Source organism: Streptomyces sp. ADI95-16 (genome assembly GCF_003721495.1).
Lineage (GTDB): Bacteria > Actinomycetota > Actinomycetes > Streptomycetales > Streptomycetaceae > Streptomyces > Streptomyces goshikiensis.
The window spans coordinates 1,415,264-1,437,500 of the sequence record NZ_CP033581.1 but is presented as its reverse complement, the minus strand read 5'-3'; the positions used below and the strand labels follow the sequence as shown (position 1 = coordinate 1,437,500).

At 71.7% G+C, this 22,237-nt stretch carries 22 protein-coding genes; 13 read left to right on the top strand and 9 right to left on the bottom strand.

Features of this window, described 5'->3' with window-relative positions; all coding sequences use genetic code 11:
- The first annotated feature begins 50 nt into the window (after positions 1-50).
- Complete coding sequence (locus tag EES41_RS05895) at positions 51-764, top strand: class I SAM-dependent methyltransferase (protein ID WP_123076273.1); 714 nt, start codon at positions 51-53, stop codon at positions 762-764.
- Between the two features lie 98 nt (positions 765-862).
- On the opposite strand, the gene EES41_RS05890 is transcribed toward EES41_RS05895, so the two are convergent.
- Positions 863-1,771, bottom strand: a complete 909-nt coding sequence (locus tag EES41_RS05890; RefSeq protein ID WP_254211331.1) for an alpha/beta hydrolase fold domain-containing protein — start codon at positions 1,769-1,771, stop codon at positions 863-865.
- 211 nt (positions 1,772-1,982) lie between these two features.
- Here EES41_RS05890 and tdh point away from each other — a divergent pair, with 211 nt between their 5' ends.
- From tdh to EES41_RS05875, 3 genes are all read left to right on the top strand, one after another.
- Positions 1,983-3,011 carry an L-threonine 3-dehydrogenase gene (gene tdh / locus EES41_RS05885; protein ID WP_123076269.1) on the top strand — a complete coding sequence of 343 codons (1,029 nt, stop codon included), beginning with the start codon at positions 1,983-1,985 and terminating at the stop codon, positions 3,009-3,011.
- Between the two features lie 642 nt (positions 3,012-3,653).
- Positions 3,654-4,862, top strand: coding sequence for a glycine C-acetyltransferase (locus EES41_RS05880; RefSeq protein WP_123076267.1), 1,209 nt, complete (start codon positions 3,654-3,656; stop codon positions 4,860-4,862).
- A gap of 39 nt (positions 4,863-4,901) precedes the next feature.
- Positions 4,902-5,816: a LysR family transcriptional regulator gene (locus tag EES41_RS05875; protein ID WP_123076265.1), complete on the top strand. Its 915-nt coding sequence runs from the start codon at positions 4,902-4,904 to the stop codon at positions 5,814-5,816.
- Between the two features lie 12 nt (positions 5,817-5,828).
- On the opposite strand, the gene EES41_RS05870 is transcribed toward EES41_RS05875, so the two are convergent.
- Positions 5,829-6,626, bottom strand: a complete 798-nt coding sequence (locus tag EES41_RS05870) for a DeoR/GlpR family DNA-binding transcription regulator (RefSeq protein WP_123076263.1) — start codon at positions 6,624-6,626, stop codon at positions 5,829-5,831.
- Between the two features lie 167 nt (positions 6,627-6,793).
- Here EES41_RS05870 and EES41_RS05865 point away from each other — a divergent pair, with 167 nt between their 5' ends.
- The 3 genes from EES41_RS05865 to EES41_RS05855 all read left to right on the top strand — a co-directional run bounded on the left by EES41_RS05865 (position 6,794) and on the right by EES41_RS05855 (position 10,054).
- Positions 6,794-7,696: an SIS domain-containing protein gene (locus tag EES41_RS05865; RefSeq protein WP_123076261.1), complete on the top strand. Its 903-nt coding sequence runs from the start codon at positions 6,794-6,796 to the stop codon at positions 7,694-7,696.
- Positions 7,693-8,529 (top strand): class II fructose-bisphosphate aldolase, encoded by an 837-nt coding sequence (locus tag EES41_RS05860; RefSeq protein ID WP_123076259.1) that lies wholly within the window; start codon positions 7,693-7,695, stop codon positions 8,527-8,529. Before EES41_RS05865 ends, EES41_RS05860 begins: the two co-directional genes overlap by 4 nt.
- A 334-nt stretch (positions 8,530-8,863) precedes the next feature.
- On the top strand, positions 8,864-10,054 hold the full coding sequence (locus EES41_RS05855) for an acyl-CoA dehydrogenase family protein (RefSeq protein ID WP_073781037.1): 1,191 nt from the start codon (positions 8,864-8,866) through the stop codon (positions 10,052-10,054).
- Between the two features lie 88 nt (positions 10,055-10,142).
- On the opposite strand, the gene EES41_RS05850 is transcribed toward EES41_RS05855, so the two are convergent.
- The 4 genes from EES41_RS05850 to EES41_RS05830 form a co-directional block, all read right to left on the bottom strand.
- Entirely contained in the window at positions 10,143-10,652 is a 510-nt protein-coding gene (locus tag EES41_RS05850) for a hypothetical protein (protein ID WP_254211330.1), read from the bottom strand.
- Between the two features lie 469 nt (positions 10,653-11,121).
- Positions 11,122-12,144, bottom strand: coding sequence for a nucleotidyltransferase (locus EES41_RS05840; RefSeq protein WP_123076255.1), 1,023 nt, complete (start codon positions 12,142-12,144; stop codon positions 11,122-11,124).
- A gap of 25 nt (positions 12,145-12,169) precedes the next feature.
- Positions 12,170-13,396 (bottom strand): MFS transporter, encoded by a 1,227-nt coding sequence (locus tag EES41_RS05835; protein ID WP_123076253.1) that lies wholly within the window; start codon positions 13,394-13,396, stop codon positions 12,170-12,172.
- A gap of 5 nt (positions 13,397-13,401) precedes the next feature.
- A complete protein-coding gene (locus tag EES41_RS05830; RefSeq protein WP_123076251.1) occupies positions 13,402-14,766 on the bottom strand; it encodes an NAD(P)-binding domain-containing protein in 1,365 nt (454 codons plus the stop codon).
- 64 nt (positions 14,767-14,830) lie between these two features.
- Between EES41_RS05830 and EES41_RS05825 the strand changes: the two genes are divergently transcribed.
- The 4 genes from EES41_RS05825 (at position 14,831) to EES41_RS44130 (ending at position 18,484) form a co-directional block, all read left to right on the top strand.
- On the top strand, positions 14,831-15,931 hold the full coding sequence (locus EES41_RS05825) for a flavin-containing monooxygenase (RefSeq protein ID WP_367995764.1): 1,101 nt from the start codon (positions 14,831-14,833) through the stop codon (positions 15,929-15,931).
- A 44-nt stretch (positions 15,932-15,975) separates the two neighbouring features.
- Positions 15,976-16,344: a helix-turn-helix transcriptional regulator gene (locus EES41_RS05820; protein ID WP_123076247.1), complete on the top strand. Its 369-nt coding sequence runs from the start codon at positions 15,976-15,978 to the stop codon at positions 16,342-16,344.
- Positions 16,345-17,162: 818 nt separating this feature from the next.
- Positions 17,163-18,284, top strand: coding sequence for an ACR3 family arsenite efflux transporter (gene arsB / locus EES41_RS05815; protein ID WP_123076245.1), 1,122 nt, complete (start codon positions 17,163-17,165; stop codon positions 18,282-18,284).
- Entirely contained in the window at positions 18,284-18,484 is a 201-nt protein-coding gene (locus EES41_RS44130; protein ID WP_123076243.1) for a DUF2180 family protein, read from the top strand. The genes arsB and EES41_RS44130 overlap by 1 nt, the downstream gene beginning before the upstream one ends.
- Before the next feature lie 65 nt (positions 18,485-18,549).
- Here EES41_RS44130 and EES41_RS05805 read toward each other — a convergent pair whose 3' ends face one another.
- From EES41_RS05805 to EES41_RS05795, 3 genes are read right to left on the bottom strand one after another with little or no spacing between them, the layout of a single operon-like run.
- On the bottom strand, positions 18,550-19,608 hold the full coding sequence (locus EES41_RS05805; RefSeq protein ID WP_123076241.1) for an ArsO family NAD(P)H-dependent flavin-containing monooxygenase: 1,059 nt from the start codon (positions 19,606-19,608) through the stop codon (positions 18,550-18,552).
- Complete coding sequence (locus EES41_RS05800) at positions 19,605-20,399, bottom strand: MIP/aquaporin family protein (RefSeq protein WP_123076239.1); 795 nt, start codon at positions 20,397-20,399, stop codon at positions 19,605-19,607. The genes EES41_RS05805 and EES41_RS05800 overlap by 4 nt, the downstream gene beginning before the upstream one ends.
- A gap of 37 nt (positions 20,400-20,436) precedes the next feature.
- Positions 20,437-20,751, bottom strand: a complete 315-nt coding sequence (locus EES41_RS05795) for a helix-turn-helix transcriptional regulator (protein ID WP_123076237.1) — start codon at positions 20,749-20,751, stop codon at positions 20,437-20,439.
- 90 nt (positions 20,752-20,841) lie between these two features.
- Between EES41_RS05795 and EES41_RS05790 the strand changes: the two genes are divergently transcribed.
- Entirely contained in the window at positions 20,842-21,264 is a 423-nt protein-coding gene (locus EES41_RS05790) for an arsenate reductase ArsC (protein ID WP_123076235.1), read from the top strand.
- Complete coding sequence (gene trxB / locus EES41_RS05785; protein ID WP_254211329.1) at positions 21,261-22,223, top strand: thioredoxin-disulfide reductase; 963 nt, start codon at positions 21,261-21,263, stop codon at positions 22,221-22,223. Before EES41_RS05790 ends, trxB begins: the two co-directional genes overlap by 4 nt.
- Positions 22,224-22,237: the final 14 nt, after the last annotated feature.

Here is a 22,237-nt window from a genome sequence, read left to right as displayed (position 1 = left end):
GTCCCGGTGCGGGGGCGGTCCCCCTCGCCGGGCCGGGGAGGCTTGCGGACATGCAACAGCCGTATGACACGTCAACGATCCCGACGGCTTTCTCGGTGGCGGACGGTTTCACCCTGTGCACCGCGCTCGACGCCCTCGGCGGGGTCCACGGCCTCGACACCCTCGACCTGGCCTGCGGCCACGGCGGCATCGTCCGGCTGCTGGCGAGCGGCGGCGCCCGGCGCACCGTCGGCGTCGACAGCTGCCCCGAACGCATCCGCCGGGCGCGGGCGGAGCACCCCGAGGGGTCCTCCGCCGTCGAGTACGTCGTCGCCGACGCGGTCGGCATGCCACAGCTCGGCCCCTTCGACCTCGCCACCGCCGTGTACCTCTTCAACCACGCGCCCGACCGGACGGCGCTGCACGCCATGTTCCGCTCCATCCGCGCCAACCTGCGGGCCGGCGGCCGGCTGCTGGCCATCGTCCCCAACGCCGGGGCGTTCCCGGAGGTGGACTGGTCGCCGTACGGGGTGCGGATCCTGGACCGGGTCGCGGACGGGGACGCACCGCTGCTGAAGGCGCAGTTCCTCACCGAACCGCCGCAGCACTTCGAGTACCGGGAGTGGACGCACTCCGACTTCGCCGAAGCGGCCGTGGAGGCGGGCTTCTCCACCGTCGGCTGGCAGCCGGGCCGGCCCCCGCCGGCCGACGCGGTGCGGGACGAGGCGTACTGGACGGCGTACCGCGCCTGGCCGGTCAGCTCGCTGATGACGTGCACGGCGTAGCGCGGCGGGGCCACGGGCCGGGGCCCGGGCGGGTGTTCAGGCCGGTGCGGGGGCGGAGCGGGACGGAGGGCGGGCGGAGCGGGACGGAGGGCGAGCCGTCACGGGCCGGCCGCCGTCCTGACCAGCTCCACGATCCGGTCGCGGGCCGCCCGCCCCTCCGGCACCGGCAGCAGCGGGTAGCCGTGCGGCATCCCCGGCTCCTCGTGGAACTCCACCTCGGTGCCGACCGCCCTGGCCCGGCGCAGCAGCTCCCGGCTGTCGGTGATCAGCACGTCCCGGGTGCCCGTGAACACGGTCAGGGGCGCCAGACCCGCGAACGACCCGTGCAGCGGACTCACCCGGGGGTCGTCGGCGGCGAGGTTGCCCGCGTACAGCCGGCCGGCCTCCAGCAGTCCCGGCCGGGCCAGTACCGGATCCGCCGCCTCGATCGCCGGCTGGTCCGGATGGCTCATGCTCACGTCCAGCCAGGGCGAGATCAGCACGATCCGGGACGGCTGCGCCACGGTGCGCTCCCGCAGCCGCTGCGCGGCGGCCAGCGCCAGCCCGGCCCCGGCGCAGTCCCCGACGAGCACCGTCCCGCCCGCGCCGGCGCTCGCGATCATGCCGCTCAGCAGATCGGCGGCGACCGGCACCGTCCGGTCGGCGCTGCCGCGCGGGGCCAGGATGTACGCCGGTACGACGACCTGCGCCCGGGCCCGGGTCACCAGGGTCCGCACCAGCGCCCAGTGCGGCCGGACCAGCTCGTTGACGTACCCGCCGCCGTGCACGTACAGCACCTGCGCGGCGGGTTCGCCCCCGAGCGGGGAGAAGTCGTACACCGGCCAGGCCCCCACGAAGGTCCGCGACACCTCGGCGACCCGGCCCAGCGAGCGCGGCGGCAGGTGCGACGCGGGCCGGCGCGCCGCCCGCGCCACCCGGGTCCGGACCGCCTCCGCGCTCGCGAACCGTCTTCGCCGTCCCGCCGCCGTCAGCGCGGCCGAAAGCGCCCTTCCGCGCAGACTCGGCACGCCCCCCACCTCCCCGTTCCCCTGCCCCGGACACTGCCGGGACCCCCGCCCCGTCACCTGAGGAGCATAGGCGTGAAGCTGCGCTGTCGACCCGCTTAAGAAAGTCTCGATGGACTGATCAAGGGCCCGGTCGGCAGATTGGTGCCCGTCACCCGTACCGCTCGCGCACGACGCCCGCGGTGCACCCTTCCGCATGCCTGGAGCCACCCCCATGAAGGCACTCGTCAAGCACAAGGCCGAGCCCGGGCTGTGGCTCATGGACGTCCCCGAGCCCGAGTACGGCGCCGGCGACGTGCTGATCAAGGTGCTCCGCACCGGCATCTGCGGAACCGACCTCCACATCCGCGCCTGGGACGGCTGGGCGCAGGGCGCGGTCAAGACCCCGCTCGTCCTCGGCCACGAGTTCGTCGGCGAGGTCGCGGCGCTCGGCGCGGACGTCCAGGACATCGAGATCGGCGCGCTGGTCAGCGGCGAGGGGCACCTGGTGTGCGGCAAGTGCCGCAACTGCCTGGCCGGACGCCGTCACCTGTGCCGCAGCACGATCGGGCTCGGCGTCGGGCGCGACGGCGCCTTCGCCGAGTACGTGGTCCTGCCCGCGCAGAACGTGTGGGTGCACCGGACCGCCGTGGACCTGGACGTGGCGGCGATCTTCGACCCGTTCGGCAACGCCGTGCACACCGCGCTGTCGTTCCCGCTGGTCGGCGAGGACGTGCTGATCACCGGCGCGGGCCCGATCGGGATCATGGCGGCGGCCGTGGCCAAGCACGCCGGTGCGCGCAACGTCGTCATCACCGACGTCAGCCCCGAGCGGCTGGAGATCGCCCGCAAGGCGGGCGCCACGCTCGCGGTGGACGTCCGCAACACCACGATCGCCGACGCGCAGGCGCGGCTGGGGCTGCGCGAGGGCTTCGACATCGGCCTGGAGATGTCGGGCCGCGCCGAGGCGATGCAGGACATGATCGCGAACATGACGCACGGCGGCCGGATCGCGATGCTGGGCCTGCCCGCGCAGGGCTTCCCGGTCGACTGGGCCAAGGTCGTCACCTCGATGCTCACCATCAAGGGCATCTACGGCCGCGAGATGTTCGAGACCTGGTACGCGATGACGGTGCTGCTGGAGGGCGGGCTGGACCTCAGCCCCGTCATCACCGGCCGGTACGCGCACACGGAGTTCGAGGCCGCGTTCGACGAGGCGTCGACCGCCCGCAGCGGCAAGATCATCCTCGACTGGACCGCATAACCGGACCGCCGACGCGCCGGCCGCGCCGTACGGGCCGTACGGGCCGGCCCGGCGCAGCCCGGCCCGCCCCGGGCGGCACGGCGATGGCACCGGGCCGCCGGTGCCCCGGGCAAGTTGCCCCGCGCCCAGGGCACGGGCCCGTCGGTAACGGCCGGACGGGGCCGATGGCACCGGGCCGCCGGGGACCGCCCCGGCTGCCGATGGGGCCGGGGGTACTCACGCCCCCGTGCGCGGGGCCCCGAGCCCGTCGGCGCCGCCGGGCCGGCAACAGCCCCGGGCCGCCGGTGGCGCCGGGGCAGCCGATGGCCGGGGTCACCGAGACTGCCCCGGGCCGTCGGTGGCGTCAGGCCGGCAGTGGCCCCGCGCCGTCGGTGGCTGGGGTCGCCGAGGCTGCCCCGGCTGCCGGTAGCGTCGAGGCGGCAACGGCCCTGGGGCGCTCGCGGGTGCCTGGTCGTTCACAGCCCCGCGCGGGCGGTGGCGCTCCCGGCGTTCCGTTCCGTGCCCACCGGCTCCGCCCGGTTCCGGTACCAGCCGCTCCCACAGACCATTTCCCTCCGGCCGGGCCCCGCCCACCCTCCCCCCTCCGGCGGGGCCCGGCCCCCTCCCTCCGCCGCCGCACACAGGAGAAAGAGAGCACCGCACATGTTCGAGACCGTCCGCGAGGACCTCCGTACCACCCTCGACGAGATCCGTTCCGCCGGACTGCACAAGCCCGAGCGCGTCATCGGCACCCCGCAGAGCGCCTCCGTCGCCGTCACCTCCGGCGGCGCCCCCGGCGAGGTCCTCAACTTCTGCGCCAACAACTACCTGGGCCTGGCCGACCACCCCGAGGTGGTCGCCGCCGCCAAGGACGCCCTGGACCGCTGGGGCTACGGCATGGCCTCGGTCCGCTTCATCTGCGGCACGCAGGAGGTGCACAAGGAGCTGGAGGCGCGGCTCTCGGCGTTCCTCGGCCAGGAGGACACGATCCTCTACTCCTCCTGCTTCGACGCCAACGGCGGTGTCTTCGAGACCCTCCTCGGCGCCGAGGACGCGGTGATCTCCGACGCCCTCAACCACGCCTCGATCATCGACGGCATCCGCCTGTCGAAGGCCCGCCGCTTCCGCTACGCCAACCGCGACATGGCCGACCTGGAGCACCAGCTCAAGGAGGCGGCCGCAGGCGGCGCCCGCCGCAAGCTGATCGTCACCGACGGCGTCTTCTCCATGGACGGCTACGTCGCCCCCCTCCAGGAGATCTGCGACCTCGCCGACCGCTACGACGCGATGGTCATGGTCGACGACTCCCACGCCGTCGGCTTCGTCGGCCCCGGCGGCCGCGGCACCCCGGAGCTGCACGGGGTCATGGACCGCGTCGACATCATCACCGGCACCCTCGGCAAGGCGCTCGGCGGCGCCTCCGGCGGCTACGTCGCCGCCCGCGCCGAGATCGTGGCGCTGCTGCGCCAGCGCTCGCGCCCGTACCTCTTCTCGAACTCGCTCGCCCCGGTGATCGCGGCGGCCTCGCTGAAGGTCCTCGACCTGCTGGAGTCCGCCGGTGACCTGCGCGAGCAGCTCGCCGCGAACACGGCGCTGTTCCGCTCGAAGATGACCGGGGCCGGCTTCGAGATCCTGCCCGGCGACCACGCCATCGCCCCGGTGATGATCGGCGACGCGGCCGAGGCGGCCCGGATGGCCGAGCTGCTGCTGGAGCGCGGCGTGTACGTGATCGGGTTCTCGTACCCGGTGGTTCCGATGGGCGCGGCCCGGATCCGCGTCCAGCTCTCGGCGGCCCACTCCACGGCCGACGTGGAGCGCGCCGTGGCGGCCTTCGTGGACGCCCGCGCGGCGCTCGCGACCGCTGGGGCCTGAGGGACCGGGGAGACCCCTGAGCCCTGAGACAATGGCGGTGTGATCGACCCCCGCCGGCTGCGCATCCTGCGGGCCGTGGCGGATCACCGTACGGTGACCGCCGCGGCCGCAGCCCTGTACCTCACCCCCTCCGCCGTCTCCCAGCAGCTCGCCGCGCTGGAGCAGGAGACGGGGCACGCGCTGCTGACCCGCAGCGGCCGCGGGGTACGGCTCACCGCGGCCGGCGAGATCCTGCTCGGGCACGCCCACGAGGTGCTGGCCCAGCTGGAGCGCGCGGAGGCGGAACTCGCGGCGTACGCGGGCGGCTCGGCGGGCGAGGTGACGGTGGCCGCCTTCGCGACCGGTATCGCCGAGGTGCTCGCCCCGGCCATCTCCCGGCTCGGCCGGGAGCACCCGGGGATCCGGCTGCGCGTGCGCGACGCGGAGGGCGACCAGAGCCTGCCGCTGCTGCTGGACGGCGAGGCCGACGTCGCGCTCGCGGTCGAGTACCGGGGCGCCCCGGGCGCCGACGACGGCCGGCTGTCCGTCCTGCCGCTGTACGCGGAGCCCTTCGACGCGGTGCTGCCCTCGGGGCACCCGCTCGCCGACCTCCCGGCGGTGGCGCTGGGGGACCTGTCGGACTCCGACTGGGTGGGCCAGTACCCGGGGAACCCGTGCCACGACGTGACCCTGCTGGCGTGCGAACTCGCAGGGTTCCAGCCCCGGTTCGCGCACTCCTCCGATGACTTCCGGGCCGTGACGGCGCTGGTGGGCGCGGGGGCCGGGGTGGCCCTGGTACCGCGGTCCGCGCTGCGCGGCATGGACCTCAAGGAGGTCCAGGTGCGCCCCGTCGCCGGCCCGGCGGCCACCCGCCGCGTCTTCGCCGCGACCCGCCGCGGCGCCGAGTCCCACCCGCTGATCGCCCCGGTCCTGGCCGCCCTGTCCCGCGAGGCGGAACGCCTGCCGGAGCACTGACGGCGGCCGCGGCTACACCCGTACGACCTCCACGCCCGCCGACTCGAACGGCTCCGCGCCCGCGTCCGAGAGCCCCGTGTCCGTGACCAGGACGTCCACCGCGGAGGTCGCGCAGATCCGGGCGAAGGCGCGGACGCCGAGCTTGCTGGAGTCGGCCGCGATGATCACGCGGCGGGCGCGCTCGCAGAGCAGGCGGTTCATCGCCGCCTCGTCCTCGTGGCGGGTGGCCGCCCCGTCGGCCGGGTCGAAGGCGTCGACGCCGACCACCGCCGTGTCCACGGTGAGCTGCCCGAGGAGGCCCTGGGCCAGCGGGCCGGTCAGCTCGTACGACTGGGGGCGGGCCACCCCACCCGTCAGCACGATCTTGAACTGCGGTCTGATGACGAGCTCGCCCGCGATGTTGAGGGCGTTGGTGACCACCGTCAGCGCGGGCGAGCCGGCGGCCGGTCCGGCCGGGGCCGCCAGGTCGGCCCGGCCGGCGAGGGTGCGCGCGACCTCCGTCGTGGTGGTGCCGCCCGTCAGGCCGATCACCTCGCCCGGCACGATCAGCGCCGCCACCGCCTCGCTGATCCGCCGCTTCTCGGCGGCCCGGCGCGAGGTCCGGTAGCGCAGGGGGAGTTCGTACGAGACCCCGTGCGGCACCGCCCCGCCGCGCGTGCGGACCAGCAGTTGCTGCTCGGCCAGCTGGTCGAGGTCGCGGCGCACGGTCGCCGCCGACACCCCGAGGGCCTCCGCGGCGGGCTCCACCTCCAGCTCGCCCCGCTCCACCAGCAGATCCAGCAGCGTCTGCCAGCGCTCCTTGCGGGTCATCCGGGCCCGCCCCCTTCGGTGTCTTCCCGGCTGCTCCGGGTGCTCTCTCGGCCTACCCGCCGACACTAACCCAGGCACTCAAGGGGCAAATGCTTGAAGTTGCGCGAAACAGGCCGATACCTTGCAGGAAAACGCAGGCATCGCAGCCAACGCGCTAGGGAGCCGCCATGAGCCACGTCGCGTACGAGTTGGGCACACAACCCGAGTGCTGGGAACGGGCCGCCGAACTGGCCCCGTCCCACCGGACGGTGCTGCCGAGGCCGGGGGAGCGGACCGCGATCGTCGGGTGCGGGACCTCGTACTACATGGCGCAGGCGGCCGCCGCGCTGCGCGAGGAGGCCGGCCAGGGCGAGACCGACGCCTTCCCCGCCTCCGAGTTCCCGCGCCACCGCCGCTACGACCGGGTCGTCGCGCTCACCCGGTCGGGGACCACCACCGAGGTGCTGGACCTGCTGGCCGCGCTGCGGGAGTCGGGCGTGCCCACCACGGCCGTCACCGGCGACCCGGCGACCCCGGTGATGACGCTCGCGGACGGGTTCGTCGTACTGGACTTCGCCGACGAGCGGTCCGTCGTCCAGACCCGGTTCGCCACCACCGCGCTGACCCTGCTGCGCGCCCACGTCGGCCGCCACACCCCGGGCGCGGTCGCCGACGCCCGGACGGCCCTCGCGGCGCCCGTGCCCGAAGAGCTCGTCAGCCGGGGGCAGTTCACCTTCCTGGGGCGCGGCTGGAGCGTGGGGCTCGCGCACGAGGCCGCGCTGAAGATGCGGGAGGCCTCGCTGTCGTGGGCCGAGTCCTACCCGGCGATGGAGTACCGGCACGGGCCCGTCAGCGTCACCGGGCCCGGCACCGTCACCTGGTCCCTCGGCGAGGCGCCCGAGGGGATCGCCGAGCAGGTGCTCGGGACCGGCGCCCAGTGGGTGGCCGGGCGGCTCGACCCGCTCGCCGAGCTGGTACGGGTGCACCGGCTGGCCGTCGCCGTCGCCGCCCACCAGGGGCTGGACCCGGACGCGCCGCGCCATCTGACCCGGTCGGTGATCCTCAACTCGGGCGAGGAGGCGGTCCGATGAGCATCGCCCCCGCCGGAGCGCTCGTCCTGGAGGCGGCCGTCGCGGGCCGCGCCGTCGCCGCGTTCAACATCATCACCTTGGAGCACGCCGAGGCCGTCGTCGCGGGAGCGGAGGCCGCCGGGCTGCCCGTCATCCTGCAACTGAGCGAGAACGCCGTGAAGTTCAGGGGCGGGCAGCTGCTGCCCATCTCCCGCGCGGCCGCCGCCTGCGCCGAGGCGGCCGCCGTCCCGGTCGGGCTGCACCTGGACCACGTCAAGAGCTCCGAACTGCTCCGGCAGGCGGTCGACGCGGGATTCGGCTCGGTGATGTACGACGCCGCGCAGCTTCCCTACGCGGAGAACCTGGAGGCGACCCGCTCCGCGGCCGACTGGGCACACGCCAACGGGCTCTGGATCGAGGCCGAGTTGGGGGAGGTCGGCGGCAAGGGCGGCGCCGCGCCGCTGGACCCGCACGCGCCCGGCGCCCGTACCGATCCGGACGAGGCGCGGCGGTTCGTCGCCGACTCCGGCGTGGACGCGCTGGCCGTGGCCGTCGGCAGCAGCCACGCCATGACCAGCCGCACGGCCTCGCTGGACCACGCCCTGCTGGCCCGGCTGGCCAAGGCCGTGGACGTCCCGCTGGTCCTGCACGGCTCGTCGGGACTGCCGGACAAGGAACTCGCGGCGGCCGTCGCGGGAGGCATCCGCAAGGTCAACATCGGCACGGCCTTGAACGTGGCCATGACCGGCGCCATCCGCGCCCACCTCACCCCGGCGGACCCGCGCCCGTACCTGACCGCGGCCCGCACGGCCATGGCGGCGACGGCCGAGGCGATGATCAGAGCCCTGAACTGACCGCCGGGCGCGCCGCGTCCACGATCCGGACGCGGCGCCCCCTCCGATCGGCGCCGCGTTCGCCACCGCCGGCGCCCTCGCCCTCCTCGTCGCCGTCCCCGGCTCCGCGCACGCGGCGGTGGGGGAGTTCGAGTACTCGGCGGTCTTCCTGCGCTGACCGCGGTCACCGGCCGGACCTGCCCGGCCCGGCCCGGCCCGGCCGGGACCTCGGGCCCGGCCGGGACCTCGGGCCCGGCCGGGAAGATCCCGGGCCGCCGACCCTTCCGGATTCTTGTAACAGGTTCTACTCTGCCCTCCGCCAGCGACGACGGACCGCGAGACTCCCGGAGGGGCCGTGCACCTCGAATACACGCCTGAGCAGCAGCGGTTGCGCACCGAGCTGCGCGCCTACTTCGCCGAGCTGGTGCCCGAGGACGTCTACGCCCGCTACGAGGACCCGGCCGCCCAGAAGCGCTTCTACCGCGAGACCATCCGCCGCCTCGGCGCCGACGGCTGGCTCGGGGTCGGCTGGCCCGAGGAGTACGGCGGGCGCGGCATGTCGCCCATGGACCAGTTCATCTTCTTCGACGAGGCCGCGCAGGCCGTCGTCCCGCTGCCGCTGATGGCCCTGAACACCGTCGGCCCGACGATCATGCAGTTCGGCACCGACGAGCAGAAGGCGTACTTCCTCCCGCGCATCCTCGCCGGCGAGATCGACTTCGCCATCGGCTACAGCGAGCCCGACGCCGGCACCGACCTCGCCGCGCTCAAGTGCAAGGCCGTCCGCGAGGGCGACGAGGAGAGCGGCACCTACGTCGTCAACGGGCAGAAGATCTGGACCACCAACGGCGACACCGCCGACTGGGTCTGGCTCGCCGTCCGCACCGACCCGGACGCCCCCGCCCACAAGGGCATCACCATGCTCCTGGTCCCGACCTCGGACCCCGGCTACTCCTGCACCCTCATCAACACCCTCGCCTCGCACGACACCACCGCCAGCCACTACGAGAACATCCGCGTCCCGGCGAACCGCCGCGTGGGCCAGGAGAACAAGGGCTGGCGCCTGATCACCAACCAGCTCAACCACGAGCGCGTCACCCTCGCCGCCCACGGCACCATGGCCATCCGCGCCCTGCACGACGTCCAGCGCTGGGCCGCCGACACCAAGCTCGCCGACGGCCGCCGCGTCATCGACCTCTCCTGGGTCCGCGGCCGCCTCGCCCGCACCCACGCCCGCCTCGACGCGATGAAGCTCCTCAACTGGCAGATGGTGGGCGCCGTCCAGGCCGGCTCCCTCACCCCGCAGGACGCCTCCGCGGTCAAGGTCTACGGCTCGGAGGCCCGCCGCGACGCGTACGCCTGGCTCATGGAAGTGGTCGGCGCGGCCGGCTCCCTCAAGGACGGCTCCGCCGGCGCGGTCCTGCACGGCGAACTCGAACGCGGCTACCGCAGCGCGGTCATCTTCACCTTCGGCGGCGGCAACAACGAGATCCAGCGCGAGATCATCTCCTGGATCGGCCTGGGCATGCCCCGCGTCCGCCGCTGACCGCGTGTGACGACAGACGATAGTTGGCACATACCGAGGCTAGTTGGCACCGAATTCCCGTGCGGTGAGGACTGATGCGGACTCAGTGTCAGAGGTGCCGGCGCATCGCCTGGATGCAGGCAGCGCGTGCCGTGTTCGAGCGGTCGCGGGGGTAGGCGGTGCCGAGGCTCATGCCGCTGTCCGTGTCGATCGGGGGCTGCTGCCATGCCTCGCTCATGTGGACGCCCGCTTCGGACCGCGCCGCAGCGACGAGCGCGGCGTACGGTTCGGCGACGGCGGAGGCTTCGATCTGGAGCCAAGCGTGGTGAAAGGCCATGCGGGCGAGAAGGGAGCTGGCCTCGTCGGTGAGCTCCCGTCGGACATCCGGGGAGGGCGGCCGTCGGCGGATGCGGTACGGCATCTCCAGATACTCCTCGACCGCTGTCAGGGCTTCGGCGAACGTCCTGGAGCGGCGTTCACGCCGTACTGCACGCTGATTGAGGGTGTAGGTGACGTAGACGCCGACGAGCGCGATGACAGGAACGATCAGAGCGGTGGTCTGGGCCCATGTCCAGCCGCTCGCCTGCGGCGCGGCCGAGATGATGACGACGGTGCCCACGTGCTACTCCCCGGCAGGCCGTGTGGTGCGTCCTCGATGAGCCATTCGCCGCCGGCGTCCCCGCCGGTGAGGCGCCACCAGTGCTCCATGAACAGGTGCGTCCGGACGATCTCGAACAGGTCGAGGAGGCCCTTCGAACTCGTCCACCGGTGTTCCTCAGGATCGTACGGCTGCCAGATGCACAAGGCGCCGTCCGTGCTGTACCGGTGCTTTGACGCGGCGCCGGGCTTCGCGTAGACGCGCGGGCAGTCGCGGGGGCGTTGCCCGAAGGTGGGATAGCGCGGCTCGTCGTAGAAGCAGACGGTGACCGGTACTGGAACTGGCTCGCCGATCACGTCGAGCCCGCTCAGCCGATACGTCAATCGGCCTTCGCCGTAGGAATGCCACAGGTCTTCGCCGAAGCGATGCCGTGCTTCCCGTTCGAGTGGGGCCCACCAGACTGGCTGAACCCCGTACCAGATTCCCATTCCTACGGGGTCCAAGCCCGGGTTCGGGTGACGCCGGGACCCACGAGCCCCAGTCCGGACGCTGCGCTCCCGGAGAGGATGGCGGCCCTGCGGAGCCGGGCGGCCTCCTCTGCACTGGCGTCCGCGTCGGGCACGATCTCGGGAAGGACCTTGTTGAGGACGTGCTGAGCACTCAGCGGGCGGCCCTCCGCCTCGTGCTCGATTGCGAGGTCGATGTAGGCCCGTGCTGTATCGAGGCGTTTGCGCACTTCGCCGATCGGCAGGTTGAGGGGGATGAGGCCGGCGACACCGGCCGGGTCGTCCGTTTGCCCAGATTCGAACTCCTGGGCCGCGTGCGCGAAGAAGGCTTGGATGGCCTCGGCCAGCGGCATGGGCGTCGTGATGCACTGCAGCGCGAGAGCTTTGATGTTCCACGAGCACAGAGGCTTGCTGTGGGTGCAGTTCCAGTGCTTCAGCAGCCGCACCGTCCGGGCGAACGTGTTCTCCGTCTTGTCGATGGCGTCCAGCACCATCTCGGTGTGTGTGATCGGGTCAGCCCGGTCCCACTTGTCGGCGACCTCCATGTTGGGGATGAACAGGCCATTGCCAGAAGGGTGCGGGATCGCCGTCATCACGTCGGCTGTGAAGTCCGGCTGGCTTGCGGTCACCGGGTCGCCGAACCGTACGAGGACGGCACGCCGGCGCCCGGCTACCTCTACCGTGAGCTTGGGGAACTCGTCGGCCAGATCCTCCCGGATCGCATCGCGGGCGCGCTCCATCAGAGGGAGCGCATCGTCGCCGTCGGGGCCGAATCCCTCAGCGTCGTCCGGGCTCAGCTTGGCGCCGAGGTCGACATCGGTCAGAGGCGTGTTGGCGTCACCGTGGGCGACGCTGCCGTTGAAGTAGATGGTCGATCCGGGGAAGGCACGTCCAAGTGCGTTGGCCAGGAGCTGTCTTCGTCGTTTCGCTTCGGCGAGCTCGTCGTCGTTGACCTGGATCTGATGGCGGGCCTCTTCGAGGAGTTGTTTCAGAGACTTCTCATTCATCAGTACTCCCTTCGTCTCGCCCTGGTTATCCCCAGTTACGCGCTGTCTGCACCTTCATTGGGCATATGACCGCAAGAATCGTCGCGATGAGGGAGAGCGCGGCCAGGCCGGCGAAGAGATGCCCGTAGCCGCCAAGCGGTCCAGCGAGGGCGGCTCCGGCCCAAGGGGCGAGTGCTGCGGCGATGTGACCGGGGGCGCCGAGGAGTCCGGAGAGGCGTCCGTAGTGGGTGGTGCCCCAACGGTCGGTGACTGCGGTGGCCTGAAGGAGTGTGAGGTTTCCTCGAACGACTCCCGCCAGGACCGCGACGATGACAAGGAGCGGAATGGGTCCCGGAATGAGGGCCAGGGCTGCTGTCGTAGCACCGCCGAGGGCGATGAGCGTGGCCGTGCGCCTCGTGACGGATGTACGGGCGGACAGGCTTGCATACAGAGTGCGGCCAAGGGTCTGACCCGCCCCACCGAGCCCCAGAGCCCAGGCTGCCGTGGACGGACTGGCGCCGCGTTCGGTGAGGAGCGGGATCAGGCCCATGACGACGGCGTACATGGCGAAGCTGGAGAGGGTGAAGGAGGCGGCCAGCAGGAGGAAGGGGCGGCTGCGGGCGATCGGGGTGCGGTCGTTGGTCGGTGCGGTGGGTGGGGCCGTCGGCCAGGGGGCCCGTAGGGCGAGCGCGTGGGCGGGAATGGTGACGGCGGCCAGGATCACGGCCAGGACGGCGTACGTCTGGCGCCAGGTGAGGTGTTCGGCGAGGGCGGCGGTGAGCGGGGCGAAGACGGTGGACGCGAGGCCCCCGGCGAGGGTGACGATCGTCAGGGCGCGGACGCGGTCGGGTCCCCACCAGCGGGTGATGGCGGCGAACGCGGGCGGGTAGAAGGTGGCTGCCATCGTGACTCCGGCGAGCAGCCAGCCGAGGGTGAAGACGGCCAGGTTGGGGGCGGCGGCGATGAGCAGGATCGCGAGTACTCCGAGGACGGAGCCTGCGGTCATCACGGCTCTGGGGCCTCGGCGGTCGAGGATGCGGCCGAGCGGGATTCCGGCGACGGCGGAGACGAGCAGGGCGAGGGAGAAGGCGGCCGTGGCCGCGTTCGTGGACCAGCCGGTGTCGGCCGTCAGGCGCGGGAGCAGGACCGGGAAGGCGTAGTAGACGATGCCCCAGCCGGTGATCTGCGTGGCGCAGAGGGCGGGCAGTACGGCGCGTGGCCGCGACCGGGCCCCCGTTCCGGTCGCGGCCACGCTGGCCTGGGTGTTGGTCACCTCGGTTAGCAGCCGCCGGAGGAGGCGGGAGCGCCGATGGTGAGGGTGGCCGGGGCGGCGCAGCAGCCGCCACCGGTCTCCTCGGCGGCCTCGGGCTGGTCGAAGAGGCCGGCGCCGCCGCAGACTCCGGTCTCGGGGAGCGTGAGCTCGACGCGGTCGGCGGAGTCGGTGTCACCGGCGAGGGCGGCGGCGATGGAGCGGACCTGCTCGTAGCCGGTCAGGGCGAGGAAGGTGGGGGCACGGCCGTAGGACTTCATGCCCGCGAGGTAGACGCCCTGTTCGGGGTGGGACAGTTCGCGGTGGCCGTGGGGGTAGACGGTGCCGCAGGAGTGCTGGTTGGGGTCGATCAGCGGTGCGAGCTCGAGCGGGGCCTGGAGGCGCTCGTCGAGGCCGAGCCGGATCTCGGACAGGAATGCCAGGTCGGGGCGGAAGCCGGTGAGGACGATGACCTCGTCCACCGGGTCGAGGCGGCGGCCGTCCTCGCCGACGAGAACCAGACGGCTGTCGGAGTCGCGCTCGATGGCTTCGGTACGGAAGCCGGTGACGGCGTCCGCGTGGCCGCTGTCGACGGCGGCCTTGGCGGCGAGGCCGAGGGCGCCGCGGGCGGGGAGCTGGTCGGCGTTTCCGCCACCGAAGGTGGAGCCGGAGATGCCGCGGCGCAGGATCCACAGGGCGTGCGTGCCGCTGCCGTCCTCGGCCTTGGCGAGGTCGGCCAGGTAGGCGAGGGCGGTGAAGGCCGAGGCTCCGGAGCCGATGACGGCGGTGCGCTTGCCGGCGTAGCGGGCGCGGACGGCCGGGTCCTTGAAGTCGGGGACGCGGTAGGTGACGCGGTCGGCCGCACTCTTCTCGCCGAGCGCGGGCAGTCCGCTGGCTCCGGCCGGGCTGGGGGTGGTCCAGGTGCCCGAGGCGTCGATGACGGCGCGGGCGAAGAGGCGTTCCTCGCCGCCGTCGGCGGTGGTCAGGTGCAGGACGAAGGGCTGGGTGTCGCGGTCGGCGTCGACGATGCGGTCGCGGCCGGTGCGGGAGACGCCGGTGACCTTGGCGCCGTAGCGGACGCGGTCTCCGAGGGCGTCCGCGAGCGGCTGGAGGTACTGCTCGGCCCAGTCGCCGCCGGACGGGTAGGTGGCGGCATCGGGCTTGGTCCAGCCGGTGGGGGCCAGGAGCTTCTCGGCGGCCGGGTCGGTGACCTCGCCCCAGGTGGAGAAGAGGCGTACGTGCGCCCACTCGCGCACCGCGGCTCCGGCAGCCGGGCCGGCCTCCAGGACCAGCGGTTCGATGCCGCGCTCGACGAGGTGCGCGGCGGCGGCCAGGCCCGCGGGGCCGGCTCCGATGACGACGACGGGCAGATCGGTGGTGGCAGGCGCGTTCACGGTCGACTCCTCGGTGTTTCGATATCTGTCGATGGCTTGCGTTGTCAGCATGACACCTGATTCGATGAGCGTCAACATAGACATTCGTCGAATCGGAGGGATTTTCATGGAACGCATCGACGTGGCGGTGATCGGGGGCGGTCAGGCCGGTCTGGCAACGGCCCACGCCCTGACGCAGCAGGGCCTGCGGCCGGTGGTACTGGAGGCTTCGGACCGGACGGCGGGATCCTGGCCGCGGTACTACGACAGCCTCACGCTGTTCTCGCCCGCCCGGTACAGCTCACTGCCCGGACTGCCGTTCGGAGGCGACCCCGAGCGGTACCCGCACCGGGATGAAGTCGTCGCCTACCTGACCCGTTACGCAGGGCGCCTGGATGCCGAGATCCGCACCGGCGCGCATGCAGCCACCGTCGATGCCGATACCAAGGGGAAGGGCTTCACCGTCAGCCTCACGGGCGGCGAACGGTTCTCGGCGCGGGCGGTGGTAGCCGCCTCCGGCACCTTCGGGCACCCTCACCTCCCCGCCCTGCCGGGCATGGACTGCTTCGAGGGGACGGTGCTGCACGCCGCCGACTATCGCAGCCCCGAGCAGTTCACCGGGCGACGGGTGGTCGTGGTCGGGGCCGGCAACTCCGCGGTGCAGATCGCCGTCGAGCTGGCCGACGTAGCGACGGTGTCGCTCACCAGTCGACAGCCCGTGAGATTCGCCCCCCAGCGCATTCTCGGCCGCGACATGCACTTCTGGCTGGTTCATTCCGGCGTGGACGCCGCCCCGGTCGGGCGCTTCCTGCGCACCCCGCCCACCCAGCCGGTCTTCGACCTCGGCCGCTACCGGACCGCAGTCCGGTCCGGGGAGCCGAACTGGCGCCCTTTGTTCGACCGCATGGACGGCCGGAAGGTTACCTGGTCGGACGGCGCGACGGAAGAGGTGGACGCGATCGTGCTGGCGACCGGCTACCGACCGAACCTGCCCTACCTGGAGCGCCTGAGCGTCATGGGCGACCACGGGCGGCCTCAGCACAGGGAGGGCATGTCGCTTGCGCACGACCGGCTGGCCTTCGTCGGACTGGAAGGCCAGCGAAGCCTGTCGTCGAACTCCCTACGGGGGGTCGGCCGCGACGCCCGGCGGATAGCCGGCCGGCTGGCCCGCGCCCTCCGCCGCTGAACGCACCCTGGCCCGACTGGTTCGACATGTGTCAACATAGACGTATGTCGAACGTGAGCGTGCTGCCGCTGCTGGAGCCGGATGCCGTCGTGCCGTGCTGCCCGCCACTGACCGAGCGCCCGCTGACCGCGGACGAGGCCGAGCGCACAGCCGTGATGTTCAAGGCCCTGGGCGACCCGGTGCGGCTGCGGCTCTTCTCGGCCGTCGCCTCGCACGAGGGCGGCGAGGCGTGCGTCTGCGACATCTCCGACGTCGGGGTCTCCCAGCCGACCGTCTCCCACCACCTGAAGAAGCTCAAGGAGGCCGGGCTGCTCTCCTCCGAGCGGCGCGGCACCTGGGTGTACTACCGGGTGGAACCCTCGGTCATCGCCGCCATGGGCGCCCTGCTGACTGGTGCCGCAAAGGGAGCCTGATCCGAGCGCGGCCCCCCCCCGATGCCTCAGAGGTGACCGAGCCTCTTCCCGCCGCCGTCGAGAGTGAGCCGAGGCGGTGGAAGTCGAAGTGCTGGGTCGGGTAGCGGTCGCGGGCCAGGTGGCGGCGTAGCGAGTCGACAACGCCGTCGAGTGCGGCACCCATACGGTGCGGCCCGTACATGTTCACCGCCCCGCGCGGCTCCAGGTAATTGACCAGGTTGAAAGCCGCCGTGTCGGCATTCAAAACCGCGCGAAAATCTTGCTCGGCCGACGCGGGAGCCGCCCGAAGGTGAGCGCCAGGACGCGCAGCGCCCAGACGACCATGTAGCCGAAGAGCATGTGCCACAGCAGCTGCTCGTTGGTTCATTTCGTGCCGCGGGAAGGTCGTTCAAGGTCATCCTTCGAGGCGGCGCTGAGGAACCGTGAAAGGTCTGGCGGGCGCCCTCGTGCTCGTCATAGACGGCCTGCCGGTCCGTCGGATCCAGGTTTGCCATGGAGCGCCGACCTTCATCGCTCCCACTCGGCTCGTCACCATGATGCCCGCTCAGGCACGCCCTCCCATCGACCGAGGTCGCGTTCAGCCGCCTGCGGCTTGGCCCGCGCGCAGGCGACCCAGGCTCAGCCGCGAAAGCCGGCAACCCCAACATTAGGCCATTCGAGGCTGATGTCAGCTTCAAATGGCATCAGGGTGAACTGATGTGGGAACATCAGTGATGGCTGACGTCAGCATTCCCTGATGTGATCGCTGTGTACGGCCTGCTCACGAGGCAACACCCTGAGCCAAGCTCGCCCCGATTTGGACGAAAGAGAGTCTGTTGATGACCGCGACCAAACCCGGTCCCAGCTCGCAGCCGCCAGCCACCGGAGACGCTTCGATCGTCGCCAGGCTGTCCACCCTCGACCGCTTCCTGGCGGTGTGGATCCTCCTGGCGATGGGACTCGGTCTCAGTCTCGGCCGCCTCGTGCCAGGAATGAACGACGCCCTGGCCAAGGTCGAGGTCGGCGGGATTTCCCTGCCCATCGGCATCGGCCTGCTGGTGATGATGTACCCGGTGCTCGCCAAGGTCCGTTACGACCGACTCGACTCGGTGACCGGTGACCGGAAGCTGATGTTGTCGTCGCTGTTCATCAACTGGATCGTCGGTCCGGCACTGATGTTCGCGCTGGCCTGGATCTTCCTGCCCGACCTTCCCGAGTACCGCACCGGGCTGATCATCGTGGGTCTCGCCCGATGCATCGCCATGGTGATCATCTGGAACGACCTCGCCTGCGGCGACCGCGAAGCCGCCGCCGTCCTGGTCGCACTCAACTCCGTCTTCCAGGTTTTCGCCTTCGGCGTCCTGGGATGGTTCTACCTCGACCTGCTGCCCCGCTGGCTCGGCCTCGGCGACGGGCAAGGGCTGGACGTACCCGTCTGGCACATTGCCTTGAACGTGATCGTCTTCCTCGGTATCCCGCTCCTCGCGGGCTACCTCACCCGCCGCATCGGCGAGAAGAAGCTCGGGCGTGCCGACTACGAGGCGAAGTTCCTGCCGAAGATCGGCCCGTGGGCGCTCTACGGGCTGCTCTTCACCATCGTCATCCTCTTCGCCCTCCAGGGGAAGACGATCACCTCGCAACCGCTGGACGTGGCCCGCATCGCGGTGCCGCTCCTCGTGTATTTCGCGGTGATGTGGTTCGGCACCTTCGCTCTCGGCAAGGTCATCGGCTTTGCCTACGACCGCACGGCCACCCTCGCCTTCACCGCTGCGGGCAACAACTTCGAGCTGGCGATCGCGGTCGCCATCGCGACCTTCGGCGTCACCAGTGGCCAGGCCCTCTCCGGCGTCGTCGGCCCGCTGATCGAGGTACCGGTCCTGATCGCCCTGGTCTACGTGTCGCTGGCCTGGCGCGGGAAGTTCACGGCGACCGAACTGGCCACCTCCGGAGAGGCCCGCTGATGCTCTGCCTCGACTGCAACACGGCTGGAACCACGAGCCCTGCTGTCGGTGTCTGCCGCGGCTGCGGCGCCGCTGTCTGCGCCAACCACGCGCGTGTGATCCAACGTGAGGTCCGGCGCAGGCCGCTGCTGGCGCCGCCGGTGGAGACCGCCGCCCGGACAGTGCACTGCTTCACGTGCGCCGCAGTACACACCGGCTGACCACTCGCTCTCACCGGGGGCCGTGCGGCCGACGACGGCAGGGCGCACGGCCTCACCCGGTGGCGTCAGGACCTGATGAGGCCGGCGATCTCGCGGGCGGCTTCCCGGGCAGGGCGGCCGACGCCGATGAGGGTGGCCGAGGCCGGGCCGGTCCAGTCGCCGTAGCCCAGCAGGTGGAGCCTCGGCTCGTCGATGGAGCGGGTGCCGATCGTGGCGATGTGGCCGCGGGTACCACGCAGGCGCAGGCCGGCGAAGTGGGCCAGTGCCGGGCGGAAGCCGGTGCACCAGATGATCGTGTCGGCCGGAGCGCTCGTGCCGTCGGGCCAGGCGACGCCGTCCTCGGTGAGGCGGTCGAACATCGGCCTCGCGGTGAGAAGTCCGACGTCCCGGGCTTCGCGCACGGGCGGTACGGCGACGATGTCGCCGAGCGAGGCGACGCCGCCGTTGTCGGTACGGCCGGCGTCGAGGGCGCGACGGCGGGCGGTCGCGGCGTCGAAGAGGGCGCGACCGTCGATGTCGTCGGCGAGGTAGCGGGGCGGGCGCTGGGTGACCCAGGTCAGGTCCACGTTTCCGGCGAGGTCTGCCGCGATCTGAGCCCCGGAGTTGCCTCCGCCCACCACGACGACGCGCTGTCCGGCAAGTTCTTCGGGGTTGCGGTACTGAACGGTGTGGAGCTGACGCCCTTGGAACTCGCGCCGTCCGGGTACGGCGGGCAGGAACGGGCGGGTCCAGGTGCCGGTCGCGCTGATGACCGCGCGGGCCTGCCAGGCTCCGCAGTCGGTCTCGACCTGCAAGAACGAGCCGTCACACTGGACCGCACCGACCGACACGCCACGCTCGACCGGCAGCTCGTACCGCTTCTCGTAGTCGGCGAGGTACGAGACGACGTGCTGCGCGTCGGGGTAGACCTCGCCGGGCTGCGGCGGCATGAGCCGACCGGGCAACGAGGAGTATGCGGCCGGGGAGAACAGGCGCAGGGAGTCCCAGGTGTGCTGCCAGGCACCGCCGGGCGCCTCCTGGGCGTCGAGGATTACGAATTCGATGCCCAGGCGGCGCAGGTGGTAACCGGCGGCGAGCCCGGACTGGCCGCCGCCGATCACCACCACATCCGTACGTCGCGTCATGCGGAAGGCTGCCCGCTGTCCTTCTTGCCCTGCATGAAGATGACCGCCACCAAGGCCAGACCGACCACCACGCCGGCCAGCTGCGCACCGATGAAACCGGGTACCGAGGCGGGGGCGATGCCCGCAAAGGTGTCGGTGAAGGCGCGGCCGATGGTCACGGCCGGGTTGGCGAAGGAGGTGGAGGAGGTGAACCAGTACGCGGCGCCGATGTACGAGGCCACTGCGACGGGGGCGAAGCGGAGGCGGTCGGTCTTCGCCAGGCCGAAGATCAGCATGATCAGACCGGCGGTGGCGACGACCTCGGCCAGCAGCAGGTTCCCGGCGGAGCGATCGTGCGTGGACCACTTCACCAGGGGCTCGCCGAACATCGCGTCCGCCAGGATCGCGCCCGCGATCGCGCCCACGATCTGCGAGGGGACGTACACCGCCAGCTCACGCGCGTTGACGCCCGCACCACCGCGGCGGGCCGTCCACCACTCGGCCAGGGTGACCGCCGGGTTGAAGTGGGCGCCCGAGACCGGGCCGAGGAGGGCGATGAGGACGCCGAGGCCGAAGACGGTGGCCGTGGAGTTCGCCAGCAGCTGGAGCCCCACGTCCTGGGTCAGCTCGGTGGCCTGGATGCCGGAGCCGACCACGACCGCGACCAGGGCGGCGGTGCCGACCAACTCGGCAGCGGCACGGGCGATCAGCGGGGTGCGGGGCGGGGTGGCGCCAGGTGCGGGCTGGGGCACGTCGGCGGCTATGACGGACTCCGCTGCGGGTGCGGTGCCGACGGGCTCGGTGGCGGTCAAGGCAGGTTCTCCTCGGGCAGGTGCGGGGAAAAGCGGGTTATGGGCAGGACCGCTTGAGGTTCGCTTCGGCGGTGACGCGCGCGGTCTCGGCGAGGTCGGCGAACTGACCGGCGAGCTGAGCGATGACATCCGGGCGCAGGCGGTAGTAGATGAACCGTCCGCATGGCTCCGTTTCCACGACCCCGGCCTCGCGCAGCACCTTCAGGTGGTTGGAGAGGTTCGTCTGTTTGGCACCCGTCTCCTCCACGAGATGGGTGGTGCAGAGCGTCTCCTTGGCGAGGAGGGTCACGATCTGGAGCCTGAGCGGGTCGGCCAGTACCCGGATCAGTTCATTGTCGACTGACGTCATCATGGGCTGATACTCTCACATCAGTGGTGGCTGACACCACCAGGTGCTGATCTTTTGCGGCTCCTACCTTTTTGAGATCGAGAGAGACGTCTGATGTCCGAGCAGTCCGGCAAGCCCTCTGTCCTGTTCGTATGCGTCCACAACGCCGGCCGCTCCCAGATGGCTGCAGCCTGGCTGTCCCACCTGGCAGGCGACCGCGTCGAGGTCCGCTCGGCCGGTTCCGCCCCCGCCGACTCGGTCAACCCGGCCGCCGTCGAGGCGATGCGTGAGGTCGGCATCGACATGTCCGCCGAGACCCCCAAGATCCTCACGATCGACGCGGTCAAGGCGTCGGACGTGTGCATCACCATGGGCTGCGGCGACACCTGCCCCGTCTTCCCGGGCAAGCGCTACCTCGACTGGAAGCTCGAAGACCCGGCCGGCCAGGGCGTCGAGTCCGTCCGCCCGATCCGCGACGAGATCAAGAAGCTCATCGAGGGCCTGATCGCGGAGATCGCCCCGGAGCCGGCGGCGTGAGCGAGCCCACCGACACCGCGGGGATACGCAACGTCATCGTCATCGGATCCGGCCCCGCCGGATACACCGCCGCCCTCTACACGGCGCGCGCGAACCTCCAGCCGCTCGTCTTCGGCGGTGCGATCTTCGTCGGCGGCTCGCTGACGACGACCACCGAAGTCGAAAACTTCCCCGGCTTCCCGGAGGGCGTCGACGGCCCGGTCCTGATGGAGAACATGCGGGCCCAGGCCGAGCGCTTCGGCGCCGAAATGATCGACGACGACATCGTCGCCGTCGACCTGACCGGCGAGATCAAGACCGTCACCGACTCCGAGGGCACTGTCCACCGGGCCAAGTCCGTGATCATCGCCACCGGCTCCGGCTACCGCAAGCTGGGCCTGCCCAAGGAGGAGGAACTCTCCGGCCGGGGCGTGTCCTGGTGCGCGACCTGTGACGGCTTCTTCTTCCGCGACCGCGACATCGTCGTGGTCGGTGGTGGCGACACCGCCATGGAAGAGGCCACGTTCCTCACCCGCTTCGCCCGCTCGGTCACCATCGTCCACCGGCGCTCCACGCTGCGGGCCTCCCAGGTCATGCAGAACCGCGCGTTCACCGACGACAAGATCTCCTTCCTCTTCGACAGCGAGATCACCGAGCTGGAGGAGAAGGACGGCAAGCTCGCCGGCCTCTCCCTCCGCAACGTACTCACCGAAGAGGTCCGTCACCTCGACGTGACCGGCCTGTTCATCGCGATCGGCCACGACCCGCGCAGCGAGCTCTTCACCGGCCAGCTCGACCTGGACGGCGAGGGCTACCTGAAGGTGCAGTCCCCCTCCACCCGGACGAACATCCCCGGCGTCTTCGCCGCCGGCGACGTCGTCGACCACACCTACCGCCAGGCGATCACCGCTGCCGGCAGCGGCTGCCAGGCAGCCCTCGACGCCGAGCGCTACCTCGCGGCACTCGCCGACGCCCGGTAATCCCGACCACCTGA